10 protein-coding genes and 2 tRNA genes are annotated in these 12,910 nt (G+C 69.0%); 11 read left to right on the top strand and 1 reads right to left on the bottom strand.

All coding sequences use genetic code 11. The annotated features are described in order from the left end of the window. Nucleotides 1-303: 303 nt before the first annotated feature. The 11 genes from dnaN to FFS25_RS08985 all read left to right on the top strand — a co-directional run bounded on the left by dnaN (nt 304) and on the right by FFS25_RS08985 (nt 11,810). Entirely contained in the window at nt 304-1,428 is a 1,125-nt protein-coding gene (gene dnaN / locus FFS25_RS08940; RefSeq protein WP_006214386.1) for a DNA polymerase III subunit beta, read from the top strand. A gap of 13 nt (nt 1,429-1,441) precedes the next feature. Next, nucleotides 1,442-2,629: a DNA replication/repair protein RecF gene (gene recF / locus FFS25_RS08945; protein WP_137802641.1), complete on the top strand. Its 1,188-nt coding sequence runs from the start codon at nt 1,442-1,444 to the stop codon at nt 2,627-2,629. Then, nucleotides 2,626-3,231 (top strand): DciA family protein, encoded by a 606-nt coding sequence (locus tag FFS25_RS08950; protein ID WP_137802642.1) that lies wholly within the window; start codon nt 2,626-2,628, stop codon nt 3,229-3,231. Before recF ends, FFS25_RS08950 begins: the two co-directional genes overlap by 4 nt. A gap of 326 nt (nt 3,232-3,557) precedes the next feature. Continuing rightward, nucleotides 3,558-5,717, top strand: coding sequence for a DNA topoisomerase (ATP-hydrolyzing) subunit B (gene gyrB / locus FFS25_RS08955; protein ID WP_171004152.1), 2,160 nt, complete (start codon nt 3,558-3,560; stop codon nt 5,715-5,717). Nucleotides 5,718-5,867: 150 nt separating this feature from the next. After that, the gene (gene gyrA, locus FFS25_RS08960) at nt 5,868-8,507 is read left to right on the top strand and encodes a DNA gyrase subunit A (RefSeq protein WP_053446627.1); all 2,640 of its coding nucleotides are present in this window, start codon (nt 5,868-5,870) and stop codon (nt 8,505-8,507) included. Further along, nucleotides 8,504-9,040, top strand: coding sequence for a DUF3566 domain-containing protein (locus FFS25_RS08965; protein WP_137802644.1), 537 nt, complete (start codon nt 8,504-8,506; stop codon nt 9,038-9,040). Before gyrA ends, FFS25_RS08965 begins: the two co-directional genes overlap by 4 nt. A 128-nt stretch (nt 9,041-9,168) precedes the next feature. Further along, nucleotides 9,169-9,242: transfer RNA gene (locus tag FFS25_RS08970), tRNA-Ile, on the top strand. A gap of 35 nt (nt 9,243-9,277) precedes the next feature. Then, nucleotides 9,278-9,406 carry a hypothetical protein gene (locus FFS25_RS13945; RefSeq protein ID WP_283957211.1) on the top strand — a complete coding sequence of 43 codons (129 nt, stop codon included), beginning with the start codon at nt 9,278-9,280 and terminating at the stop codon, nt 9,404-9,406. A 22-nt stretch (nt 9,407-9,428) separates the two neighbouring features. After that, nucleotides 9,429-9,501, top strand: a tRNA-Ala gene (locus tag FFS25_RS08975). Nucleotides 9,502-9,584: 83 nt separating this feature from the next. Beyond that, the gene (locus FFS25_RS08980) at nt 9,585-10,391 is read left to right on the top strand and encodes a PIG-L family deacetylase (protein ID WP_137802645.1); all 807 of its coding nucleotides are present in this window, start codon (nt 9,585-9,587) and stop codon (nt 10,389-10,391) included. 138 nt (nt 10,392-10,529) lie between these two features. Next, complete coding sequence (locus tag FFS25_RS08985; protein ID WP_249933846.1) at nt 10,530-11,810, top strand: Nramp family divalent metal transporter; 1,281 nt, start codon at nt 10,530-10,532, stop codon at nt 11,808-11,810. Between the two features lie 122 nt (nt 11,811-11,932). On the opposite strand, the gene FFS25_RS08990 is transcribed toward FFS25_RS08985, so the two are convergent. Further along, nucleotides 11,933-12,814 (bottom strand): hypothetical protein, encoded by an 882-nt coding sequence (locus FFS25_RS08990; RefSeq protein ID WP_137802647.1) that lies wholly within the window; start codon nt 12,812-12,814, stop codon nt 11,933-11,935. Between the last annotated feature and the right edge of the window lie 96 nt (nt 12,815-12,910).

Below are 12,910 nucleotides of genomic sequence, written 5' to 3' on the forward strand. Positions count from 1 at the left end.
ACCTCCCGCCGGACAACGAATGCCCTGACGCCCGATCCGGACCCGGCGAGCTCGTGTAATTACACGTTCAGCCGCTCCGAGAGCTGTTCGCTGCCCGCCCTCGAGCAGGGCATGAGGCTCCACGCCTCCAGGATTCTTGGAATTACAGAAAGCCGGATCCACCGAAGCGCCTCTGCGACTCCCCGGTCTGCTCGAGCAGATGGCACAGGGCACAGCGCGCCGATAGCATGCTGTCGTCGTCTGTCCGGACCTCCGCACCGGACGCCGCGCGGACGACATCTGCGAACGAAAGGCGCCCCCACCGTGAAGTTCTCCGTCGAACGCGACGTTCTGGCCGAGGCCGTGACCTGGACCGCCCGGTCACTGTCCCCTCGCCCGCCCGTCCCGGTGCTCTCCGGTCTGCTGCTCAAGGCGGATAACGGGCAGGTCTCCCTGGCCGGATTCGACTACGAGATCTCCTCTCGGGTCTCGATCGACGCCCAGATCGAGGAGGAGGGCACCGCTCTGGTCTCCGGCCGCCTCCTGGCAGACATCTGCCGCTCGCTGCCCTCGGCTCCCGTGGATGTCATCACGGATGACGGCAAGCTGACGCTGATCTGCCGCTCGTCTCGGTTCAACCTGGCGGCCATGCCCGTGCAGGACTACCCCGAGCTGCCCGGCCTGCCCGAGGTCTCAGGCGTCATCGACGGCGCTGAGTTCGCCCAGGCCGTCGCGCAGGTCAACATCGCCGCCTCCAAGGACGACACCCTGCCGATCCTCACCGGCGTCCGGATCGAGATCGACGGCGAGCGGATGACCCTGCTGGCCACCGACCGCTACCGCCTGGCCATGCGCGAGCTCACCTGGCGCCCCAACAGCAGCTCGCTGCAGACGGCTGCGCTGATCAAGGCCAAGACGCTCAACGACGTCGCCAAGACCCTCGGCCCGGCCGGCGAGCTGAACCTCGCCCTGTCGGACAGCACGGAGCTGGTGGGCTTCGAGTCCGGCGGCCGCCGCACCACCTCGCTGCTGATCGACGGCGAGTACCCCAAGATCCGCTCGCTGTTCCCCGAGTCCACGCCCATCACCGCCTCGGTGCGCACCTCCGAGCTGGTGGAGGCCGTGCGCCGCGTGTCCCTGGTGGCCGAGCGCAACACCCCGGTCCGTCTGGCCTTCACGGACGGCCAGGTGGCCCTGGATGCCGGCACCGGCGAGGACGCCCAGGCCTCCGAGGTCATCGAGGCCAACCTCCAGGGCGAGGACATCACCGTCGCCTTCAATCCCACGTACCTCTCGGAGGGCCTGCACGCCTTCCACTCCGAGTACGTGCGCTTCTCCTTCACCGCTCCGCCCAAGCCGGCAGTGCTCTCGGCGCAGAAGGAGCAGGACGGGGACGACGACGTCGCCTACCGGTACCTGCTGATGCCGGTCCGCCTCCCCAGCTCCTGAGCCCCGGACCTGCGTGCACGTCGACTCCCTCTCCCTCGCGGACTTCCGCAGCTATGAGCAGCTCCAGCTCGAGCTGACCCCCGGGATCACGGTCCTGCTGGGGCCCAACGGGGTGGGCAAGACCAACGTGGTCGAGGCGATCGACTACGCAGCCACGCTGGCCTCGCATCGGGTCAGCGGCAATGCCCCGCTGCACCGAGCAGGCACCGAGCGCGCCATGATCCGCACGGGGATCCGCAGGGCCGGGCACCGCACGAACCTCGAGTTCACTCTGAGCGAGGGCCGTGCTCCCACGGTGCGGATCAACCGAGGCGGCTCGGTCCGCGCCCGAGAGGCCCTGGGCATCCTGCGCACCGTGCTGTTCTCCCCGGAGGACCTCGCGCTGATCAAGGGCGAGCCCTCCGGGCGCCGGGCGTTCCTGGACGTGCTGGGCTCCTCCATGCGTCCGGCCCTGGCCGGGGTCATCTCCGACTACGAGAAGACCGTGCGCCAGCGCAACGCCCTGCTGAAATCGGCGCGGAAGGCCGGGCGCTTCACCCAGGCGCACGAGGCCACTCTCAGCGCGTGGAACGACCAGCTGGCGACCTATGGGGCCGCGGTCCTGCAGTCTCGTCTGCAGCTCGTCCTCGCTCTCGAGCCCGAGGTCCGCCGCGCCTACAGCAGCCTCTCCGACGGTCCCCGGATGCCCCAGCTGCGGTACCGCTCCTCGATCCTCCCCGAGAGCGCAGACGGTCGGGTCGATCAGCTGGCCCATTTCAGCACCGCGGATCTGCGCGAGCTGATGCTCCAGGCCTGCGCGCAGGCCCAGGACCAGGAGATCGAGCGGGCGGTGTCCCTGGTGGGACCGCATCGCGACGAGCTCGAGATCCAGCTCGGCGATCTGCCGGCCCGCGGCTACGCCTCCCACGGCGAGATGTGGTCCTGCGCCCTGTCCCTGCGGCTGGGCTCCTGGTACGTGCACCTGGACGACGACCGCTCCGAGGGCTCCTCCCCCGTGCTGATCCTCGACGACGTCTTCGCCGAGCTCGACGCCCAGCGCCGCAGCCGCCTGGCCGACATGGTCTCGGAGGCCGAGCAGGTGCTGGTGACCGCCGCCGTGGAGGAGGACGTCCCGCAGGAGCTGCTGGATGCCGATTCGGGGCTCACCCTGGTGCGCGTGAGCCCGGGCAAGGCCGTCGTCGATCCCGGATCCCGCCCGTGATCCCCGCCCAGCAGCCGCGCGCCGAGCGCGACCGCGACATCGTTGATCCGGCCGCCGCCGCCCTGATGCGCGTGCGCCGGGGCGCCGAGGCCCGCGGCGAGGGACGGCTGCACGGCGCTGCGGCCAAGGCCAACCTGCGCAGCTTCGGCGCTGCCATGGAGGCTCTCACCGCCAGTCCCGTGCGCCGCCGGGACGCCGAGCGCGATCCGCGGCAGCTGGGCGGCTATTCGGGCGCCGGAGCCTCGCCGCGGGATCCGCAGGGCATCGGCGGGGTCATGGATCGCCTGGTCTCCGGACGCGGCTGGCGCACCCCGGTCGCCGTCGGGTCGGTCATGACCCTGTGGCCGGAGCTGGTGGGGGCGTACGTGGCCGAGCACTGCGTGCCGGAGTCCTTCGAGGACACCGTGCTGCGCGTGCGATGCTCCTCCACCGCCCAGGCCGCCAACATGCGGATGCTGCAGTCCCAGGTGCTGTCGACCATCGAGAAGCGCCTGGGCCCGGGCATCGTCACGCGCCTGGACATCGTGGGCCCGGCGGCCCCCAGCTGGCGCAAGGGCCGGCGCTCGATCCGCGGCCGCGGCCCCCGCGACACCTACGGCTGATCCGGACCGCCGTCGATCGGCATCTGCCTCGAGACCGTGGACGGCCTGCAGAGTGCTCAGCACCTCCGGAGACGACTTCCGGGTCAGCGAGCACCCCCGGAGGCACTCCTAGGGGCGTTCTCGTGCCGCTGACAGCGGGTTCAGGCCGTCCCGCACCCGGCATCTGCGCAGATCCGGTATGATGGGCCCGGATTATCGACGCAGCGCATCGAGCGCGCAGACCCCGCGGCCCCCCGAATGCTCCGGTGCGTCCCGCTCGCTCGCTGTCGTCGGGAGTGCTGCCTGCGCCCCGGACCCCGTGCTCCAGGACCCTTGCGGCCTCCACCATGACCATCAGGAGGAACCAGCAGCCCGTGTCAGAGGACAAGAGCACCGAAGGCGGCTACGGCGCCAGCGACATCACCGTCCTGGAGGGCCTCGAAGCGGTCCGCAAGCGCCCAGGCATGTACATCGGATCCACCGGACCGCGGGGCCTGCACCACCTGGTCTACGAGGTCATCGACAACTCCGTGGATGAGGCCCTGGCCGGCCATGCGGATCACATCGAGGTCGTGTTGCGGGCCGACGGCGGCGTGAGCGTCACCGACAACGGCCGCGGCATCCCGGTGGACATGCACCCCACGCAGGGCCGTCCCACGGTCGAGGTCGTCATGACGATCCTGCACGCCGGCGGCAAGTTCGGCGGGGGCGGCTACGCGGTCTCCGGCGGTCTGCACGGCGTGGGCATCTCCGTCGTCAACGCGCTGTCATCGCGCGTGGAGACCGAGATCCGCCGCCAGGGCTACGTCTGGCGCATGGAGTTCGCCGACGGCGGCCGCCCCCAGGGCGAGCTCGAGCGCGGCGAGCAGACCGAGGAGACCGGCACCACCCAGACGTTCTGGGCTGATCCGGAGATCTTCGAGTCGGTCGAGTACGACTTCGAGACCCTGCGCGCCCGGTTCCAGCAGATGGCGTTCCTCAACAAGGGGCTGCGCATCACCCTGACCGACCAGCGGCGCCTGGACGAGTCCGGCGACGAGGTCGCCGGCGAGTCCGCGCGCACCGAGATCATCACCGAGGTCGAGGGCCAGGACGCCTCCGAGGTCCCCACCGCGCAGTCCCCGGAGGCCGAGAGCGGCGCCGAGCAGGCGGCGACGGCCAAGGCTCCGGCGCTGAACACCGTGGGCGTGACCGCCGAGGGCCACCGCCGGGTCATCTACTGCTACGAGCACGGTCTGCTGGACTACGTCCGCTTCATCAACAGCGGCAAGAAGGCCGAGCTGGTCCACGACGAGATCATCGACTTCGAGACCGAGGACGTCGAGCGCTCCATCTCCGTGGAGATCTCCATGCAGTGGACCACCGCCTACAGCGAGTCGGTGCACACCTACGCGAACACGATCAACACGCACGAGGGCGGCACCCACGAGGAGGGCTTCCGCACCGCGCTGACCACGGTGATCAACCGCAAGGCCCGCGAGTTCAAGCTCCTGCGGGACAAGGACGACAACCTCACCGGCGAGGACGTCCGCGAGGGCCTCACCGCGGTCATCTCGATCAAGCTCGGCGACCCCCAGTTCGAGGGCCAGACCAAGACCAAGCTGGGCAACTCCGAGGCCAAGCCGTTCGTGCAGCGCGTGGTCGCCGACGAGTTCGGGGACTGGATCGAGCGCAACCCGAACTACGCCAAGGACATCATCCGCAAGGCCATCGGCGCCTCGCAGGCTCGTCTGGCGGCGCGCAAGGCCCGCGAGACCACCCGGCGCAAGGGGCTGCTGGAGTCCGGCGGCATGCCGGGCAAGCTCAAGGACTGCTCGTCCAAGGACCCGTCGAAGTCCGAGATCTACATCGTGGAGGGCGACTCGGCAGGCGGCTCGGCCGTGCAGGGCCGCGATCCGGCGCACCAGGCGATCCTGCCGCTGCGCGGCAAGATCCTGAACGTCGAGCGGGCCCGCCTGGATCGTGCGCTGTCCAACGCCGAGGTCCAGTCCATGATCACGGCTTTCGGCTCGGGCATCGGCGACGACTTCGACATCGAGAAGGCGCGCTATCACAAGATCGTGCTCATGGCCGATGCCGACGTGGACGGCCAGCACATCACCACGCTGCTGCTGACGCTGCTGTTCCGGTTCATGCGCCCGCTGATCGACCACGGCTTCGTGTACCTGGCGCAGCCGCCGCTGTACCGCATCAAGTGGTCGAACGCGCCGCACGACTACGTCTACTCGGATGCCGAGCGCGATCGCGCCCTGGCGGAGGGCCAGGCCTCGGGCAAGCGGATCCCCAAGGACAACGGCATCCAGCGCTACAAGGGCCTGGGCGAGATGTCCTACACCGAGCTGTGGGACACCACCATGGATCCTGAGCACCGCACGCTGCTGCAGGTGACCATGGAGGACGCCGCCGCCGCCGAGCAGGTCTTCACCATGCTCATGGGCGAGGACGTCGAGTCCCGCAAGGAGTTCATCCAGCAGAACGCCAACGACGTCCGCTTCCTCGACATCTAGTCGCAACGGAGCATATGCCGACTGCGGCATATGTGCCCGTCGCCGCCTCCATGGTGGTGACCGGCGGATCAGTCTCGAGCACCACGGCCCAGCGGCCGAGCAGACGCACAGACGCCCGCGGGCGTCGGGAGAAGGACGGGAAGCGCACGAATGAGCGACGACAGCCAGGTCACCCCGGAGGAGCCGGAGAACCAGCCGGGCACCGAGGTCGAGGCCGCCACGATCACCGGCGATCGCGTGGAGCAGGTCGACCTCCAGACGGAGATGCAGCGCTCCTACCTGGACTACGCCATGGCGGTGATCGTCGGACGAGCCCTGCCGGACGTCCGCGACGGCCTCAAGCCGGTGCACCGCCGCGTCATCTACACGATGTACGACGGCGGCTACCGCCCGGACCGGTCCTTCAACAAGTCGGCCCGCGTGGTCGGCGACGTCATGGGCCACTACCATCCGCACGGCGACTCGGCGATCTACGACGCCCTCGTCCGCCTGATCCAGGACTGGGTCCAGCGCTACCCGCTGGCCCTGGGCCAGGGGAACTTCGGCTCCGCCGGCAATGACGGCGCCGCCGCCCCGCGATACACCGAGACCAAGATGGCTCCGCTGGCCATGGAGATGGTCCGGGACATCCACGAGGAGACCGTCGACTTCCAGGACAACTACGACGGCAAGTCGCGCGAGCCCACCGTGCTGCCGGCGCGGTTCCCGAACCTGCTGGCCAACGGCTCCGCCGGCATCGCCGTGGGCATGGCCACCAACATCCCGCCGCACAACCTCCGTGAGCTCGCCGACGGCGTGCAGTGGTACCTGAAGAACCCGGAGGCCAGCCGCGAGGAGCTGCTCGAGGCGCTGCTCAAGCGCGTCAAGGGCCCGGACTTCCCGGGCGGTGCGCAGATCCTCGGCCACAAGGGCATCGAGGACACGTACCGGACCGGTCGCGGCTCCATCAAGATGCGCGCGGTCGTCTCCGTCGAGGAGATCCACGGCCGCACCTGCCTGGTGGTCACCGAGCTGCCGTACATGGTCAACCCGGACAACCTGGCCATCAAGATCGCGGACCTGGTCAAGGAGGGCAAGATCGGCGGCATCGCCGACATGCGCGACGAGACCTCCGGGCGCACCGGTCAGCGCCTGGTGATCGTGCTCAAGCGCGACGCCGTGGCCAAGGTGGTGCTGAACAACCTCTACAAGCACACCCCTCTGCAGGAGAACTTCTCCGCGAACATGCTGGCCCTGGTGGACGGCGTGCCGCGCACGCTGTCGCTGGACGCCTTCATCTACCACTGGGTGCGCCACCAGATCGAGGTCATCGTCCGGCGCACCACGTTCCGTCTGCGTCAGGCGCAGGAGGAGGCGCACATCCTGGTGGGCCTGCTGAAGGCCCTGGATGCCCTGGACGAGGTCATCGCCCTGATCCGCCGCTCGCCCACCCCGGACGAGGCCCGCACCGGGCTGATGGAGCTGCTTGGGATCGACGAGGAGCAGGCCCAGGCCATCCTCAACATGCAGCTGCGGCGCCTGGCGGCGCTGGAGCGGCAGAAGATCCAGGACCGCTTCGCCGAGCTCGAGCAGATGATCGCTCGCTTCGAGGCGATCATCGCCTCCGAGGACCTGCAGCGCCAGATCGTCTCCGAGGAGCTCGAGGAGACCGTCGAGAAGTACGGCGACGACCGCCGCACCGAGATCCTGTGGGGCTACGACGGCGACATGTCCATGGAGGACCTGATCCCCCAGGAGGACGTGGTCGTCACGATCACCCGCGGCGGCTACGTCAAGCGCACGCGCATCGATCAGTACCGGGCCCAGCGCCGCGGCGGCAAGGGCATCCGCGGAGCGAATCTGCGCGGCGACGACGTCGTCGAGCATTTCTTCACCACCACCACGCACCACTGGATCCTGTTCTTCACGACCCACGGCCGCGTGTACCGCACCAAGGCCTACGAGCTGCTCGAGGCCGGTCGCGACGCCAAGGGCCAGCACGTCGCCAATGTCATGGCCTTCCAGCCCGGCGAGCAGATCGCCCAGGTCATGGAGCTGTCGACCTACCAGGACGCCCCGTACCTGGTGCTGGCCACGCGCAGCGGCCTGGTGAAGAAGTCCCGGCTCGAGGACTACGACACCAACCGCACCGCCGGCGTGATCGCGATCAACCTGCGCGAGGGCGACGAGCTGGTCTCGGCCAAGCTCGTGGACTCCGACGACGACATCTTCCTGGTCTCGCGCAACGGCCAGTCCCTGCACTTCCAGGCCGATGACGAGGCGCTGCGACCCATGGGCCGCGCGACCTCCGGCGTGACCGGCATGAAGTTCCGCGATGACGACGAGCTGCTGGCCGCCGACGTCGTGGCGAAGGGCACCGAGAGCTACGTGTTCGTGGTGACCGAGGGCGGCTACGCCAAGCGCACGGCCATAGAGCAGTACCGGCGCCAGGGCCGCGGCGGGCTCGGCATCAAGGTCGCCAAGGTCGGGGATGAGCGCGGCAAGCTCGCCGGCGCCTTGATCGTGGGAGAATCCGACGAGGTCATGGTCGTCATGGCCTCCGGCAAGGTCGTGCGCTCTGCGGTCTCGGAGGTCCCCGCCAAGGGCCGCGACACCATGGGCGTCATCTTCGCCAAGCCCGCCCCCAAGGACTCGATCGTGGGTGTGGCCTGGAATGCCGAGCGCCACATCGAGGACGCGGTCGAGGAAGCCGTCGAGAACGGCACGGCTACGATTGCGGATCCGACAGCCGATGCTGCGGATGAGGATGTCGTAACGTTGGACGAAGTCAACAACGGAGGTAACGAATGAGCCCCGAGGCACGCTCTGGTGCGGCTGGACGTTCGAAGTCCGGCGGCGCTGGTCGGGGATCCTCTCCCAGCCAGGCCAAGAAGGCGGACAGCGCCAAGGCGTCGTCGTCCAGCAGCCGCACGCCCCAGCGGTCCTCGACCAAGGGACTGGTGCGGCCCGCACCGCGCGCCAAGGTGCGCCGCGCGCGCCTGGTCGTGTCGCGCGTGGACACCTGGTCGGTGCTCAAGCTCGCGTTCCTGCTCTCGGTTGCGCTGGGCATCGTGGTGGTCGTCGCGGCCGTGCTGATCTGGATCCTGATGGACATCACGGGTCTGTTCAACGGCATCAACGAGCTGGCAGCCATGCTGGCCGGCCCGGGCGGCAGCACAGAGGTCCAGGAGATCGTCTCCCTGGGACAGGTGGCGATCTTCGCGACCATCCTCTCGGTGATCAACGTGATCCTGCTGACGCTGCTGTCGGTCATCGCCGCGATGCTCTACAACCTGGCCGCCGGCCTGATCGGCGGCATCGGGGTCACGCTGACCGACGACTGATCTGCTCGGCGCTGCCGACCGGGATCTCGGATTGGTCCCGGTCGCGGCGATCGTGTAGAGTCCCTATTCGTTCCGCGACGGACAGACCGCCAGGTCGCCCGAGCGGACGTGACCGGTTCGCTGGTCACGGGCGTATAGCTCAGACGGTTAGAGCGCTTCGCTGATAACGAAGAGGTCCCAGGTTCAATTCCTGGTACGCCCACGGTTCAACGGCATCCCAGTGCATCGGAGACCGGCATGAAGAACGCTGTCACGGCGATCGTGCTGGTGTTCGGTGCCGCCGGAGCAGGAGTCGCCGCCTGGCGGCTGCGCTCCGCAGATGCCGATCGCGCCGCTTGGCGCGAAGCCGCAGATCCCGTCGACTGAGTTCAGCTCGACAGGATGCTCCGGGGGCATGGCGCAATTGGTAGCGCATCTGCTTTGCAAGCAGAGGGTTAGGGGTTCGAGTCCCCTTGCCTCCACCGGATTCCATATCGACGACGGCCCCGCCTGATGGCGGGGCCGTCGTCGTGCGCCCGCCACTGATCTCAGGAGCTGCCCCGCCATGGCCGTGATCGTCTTCCTCCACGCCCACCCGGACGACGAGTCCTCGCAGACCGCCGGCACCATGGCTCGTGCCGCGGCGGAGGGGCATCGCGTGGTCGAGATCTTCGCGACCAACGGGGACTTCGGCACACCGCTGGAGGCTGCAGATGACGCCCAGGAGGTGCTCTCCGTCGCGGATCACCGGCGCACGGAGGCAGCTGCGGCAGCACGGGTGCTGGGCATCTCCCGGGTGGAGTGGCTCGGCTACCACGACTCCGGGATGACCGGCTGGGAGCAGAACGACGGCGAGGCCTGCTTCCACCGCGCTGACGTCGACGAGGCCGCCCGGGCCGTCGCCGCGATCCTGGACGACGAGGGCGCCGACGTGCTGGTGGGCTACGACTGGCACGGCGGCTATGGGCATCCCGATCACGTGAAGGTCCATCAGGTGGCCCACCGCGCGGCAGAGCTCGCCGCCGAGCGGCCCCGGCTGCTGGAGCAGTCCATGAACCGGGATCGCCTTCGAGCGCTGCGCGAGCAGGCTCTGGCGGCAGGGGCCTCCCCGGATGAGGTCATGGACCCCGACGGGCCGGCCGATGACGGCAACGGCTTCGGCATCCCGGCCTCTCAGCTGCACTGGCAGCTCGAGCTGGACGACGAGCTGCTGGAGCTGAAGCGGCGCACGATGCAGTGCCACGCCTCCCAGGCGGACGTGCAGGGGATGCTGGCGATGCCTCTGGAGCACTTCCGGGCGTTCTTCGGGGTCGAGTCCTACCGGGAGCCGGGGCTGGCGCAGGAGCTGTCCTCGCAGTGGCTGTTCGCCTGACGAAGGCGTCGCTGAGACCTGCACGAGCTGCGATGCCAGCTGATGTTCAGGATCTGGGCATCACCTGAGATACTCATGGCGCAGATCACGTCGTCAGAAGGGTGAGCCATGTCCGCACCGAAGGAGTACCTGGGGCCCATGCCCCATATCGATCCGGATGAGCAGCTCACTGCGATCCGCCGGTGGAAGATCATCGGCCCGGGCCTGGTCGTGGCCGGCACGGGTGTGGGCGCAGCCGACCTCGTGGCCACCCTGACGGCCGGCTCGCGCTACGGCTACGCCCTGCTGTGGGCGGTCATCGTGGGCACCATCGTGAAGATCGTGCTCGTGGAGGGCGCCGGGCGCTACTCGCTGGCCACCGGCCGCACGATCTTCGAGGGCTGGCGCTCGCTGGGCAAGTGGACGGCGGTCTACTTCGCGCCGTACATCATGATCTGGGGCTTCGTGTACGGGGCCACGGCCATGTCCTCGGCAGCCCTGCCGATCGTGGCGCTGTTCCCGAACACCATGCCGCTGCCGGCCTGGGCCATCCTGATGGGCCTGGCCGGCTTCTTCATGGTCTGGTTCGGCAAGTACGCGCTGGTGGAGAAGCTCACGGCCGTGATGGTCGGCATCATGTTCGTGGTGGTCGTGGGTCTGGCGATCATCGCCGCACCCAACATCCCGAGCATGATCGCCGGCCTGGTGCCCATGATCCCCGAGGGCGGACTGGTCTACACTCTGGCGCTGTCCGGCGGCATCGGCGGCACCATCACCCTGGCGGCCTACGGCTACTGGCTGCGCGAGAAGGGATGGGCCAGCCCCAAGTGGATGCGCGTCATGCAGCTCGACAACACGGTCGCCTACGTGGTCACCGGCATCTTCGTGCTCTCCATGCTGATCGTGGGCGCCGAGGTGCTCTATGCGGCGGGCGTGTCCATCTCCGCGACCGACGCCGGGCTGCTCGATCTGGCCGACGTCCTCAACGATCGCTACGGCCAGGCCATCGGCACAGTGTTCCTGATCGGCTTCTTCGCCGCGTCGTTCTCCTCGGTCGTGGGCGTGTGGTCGGGCGTCTCGCTGATGTTCGCGGACTTCTGGGGCCACCACCGCGATCTGCCCTCGGGTCACCCCGCCACCCGTCCGGGCGGCAAGTACGTGAAGTTCTACCTGCTGTGGATCACCTTCCCGCCCATGCTCCTGCTGCTGCTGGGCCGTCCGATCTTCCTGATCCTGCTCTACGGCGTGCTGGGCGCGCTGTTCATGCCGTTCCTGGCGATCACGCTGCTGGGGCTGCTGAACACCAAGCGCACCCCCGACCGCTGGCGCAACGGCTGGGTCACCAACGGCGTGCTGAGCATCTGCGCCGGCCTGTTCACGATCCTGGGCATCTACCAGGTCTGGGACACGCTCCAGGACGTGATCGGCTCCTTCGGCTGATCCCCGCCCCGGGGTCCGGCACTCTTGCCCCGGCCCCGGCATCCAGGACGACGACGGCCCCCTCACCTTTTCGGTGAGGGGGCCGTGCGGTGTGCGGCCTCAGCCGCTGAAGGCGATCAGGCTCAGGCCTGGCCGTCCTTCTTCTCGTTCTGGGTGCCGTTGATCTGGTCCTTGATCTCGTTGACCGTCTGCTTGGCATCCTCGGTCACGGACTTGGCCGTGTCCTTGACGCTCGAGTCGGCCTTGCCGTCATCGACCTTCACACCCTGGCCGGCGGCCACGGTGGTGGACTTGTCGACCGGGGAGGCCGTCACGCGCGGGGAGGTCGAGGCCGGGGTCTTCCAGGGATCCTGGACCGGACGCGAGGCCTTGAAGGCGGCGGCGCCGGCGACCAGGCCGGTCACGACCAGGCCGAGGACGAGCAGGCCGCGCCCGCCGCCCTTCTGCGCCTTCTTCTGCTGCTTGGCGTAGTCCTTGGACATGCGCGCGGCGGCCTTCTTGGCGTTCTTGACGGCCTTCTTGTTGCCGGTCAGGCGCGCGACGGCGGCCTCGAACTGCTCGGGGGTGTCGGCGTCGGCGAAGCGCTGGGCCAGCTGAGCGGCCGTGGCGTTGTAGCGCTCGGACACGGCCAGCTTGCCGTCGTTGGCGGCCTTCAGAGCCTTGGCGGCCTGCGGGGAGGCCTTCACGGCTGCACCCACCGGAGCGACCTTGGCGGCGACCTTGGCGACCTGCGGGGCCGACTTGGCGGCCTGCACGGCGGCGCGGCTGCGCAGCTCGGAGGTGGCGCCCTTGGCGGTGGCGGCGCCCTGCTGGACGTACGGGGTGGCGGTGTGGATGCCGCCGGCCAGCGAGATCGCGCCGGAGCGCACGCCGTCCTGCAGGCGCGGCGCCAGGGCGCCGATCTCCTTGGCGAGCCAGTCGCCGGCGTCGACGACGCGGTTCTCCACAGCGGCCTGACGCGCGGCGGCTGCCTTGGCGGCCTTCTTCTCTGCCCTCTTGCTCATGGAAGCTCCCTCCTCGGGGGTCTAGGATTCTCGGTCCAGCATACGGGCTGTGCCTGGGATGACCCATGGTGGAGGCCGTCGGGTCACCCATCACTC

This window comes from Kocuria sp. 2SI (assembly GCF_005502825.1).
In the GTDB taxonomy this organism is placed as follows: domain Bacteria; phylum Actinomycetota; class Actinomycetes; order Actinomycetales; family Micrococcaceae; genus Kocuria; species Kocuria palustris.

Coding starts and splice junctions, on each gene's coding strand:
- FFS25_RS08985 (WP_249933846.1), top strand. CDS start 10,530: ATGCCCCATATCGATCCGGATGAGCAGCTCACTGCGATCCGCCGGTGG.
- FFS25_RS13945 (WP_283957211.1), top strand. CDS start 9,278: ATGAAGAACGCTGTCACGGCGATCGTGCTGGTGTTCGGTGCCGCCGGA.
- gyrA (WP_053446627.1), top strand. CDS start 5,868: ATGAGCGACGACAGCCAGGTCACCCCGGAGGAGCCGGAGAACCAGCCG.
- FFS25_RS08980 (WP_137802645.1), top strand. CDS start 9,585: ATGGCCGTGATCGTCTTCCTCCACGCCCACCCGGACGACGAGTCCTCG.
- FFS25_RS08965 (WP_137802644.1), top strand. CDS start 8,504: ATGAGCCCCGAGGCACGCTCTGGTGCGGCTGGACGTTCGAAGTCCGGC.
- gyrB (WP_171004152.1), top strand. CDS start 3,558: ATGACCATCAGGAGGAACCAGCAGCCCGTGTCAGAGGACAAGAGCACC.
- FFS25_RS08990 (WP_137802647.1), bottom strand. CDS start 12,814: ATGAGCAAGAGGGCAGAGAAGAAGGCCGCCAAGGCAGCCGCCGCGCGT.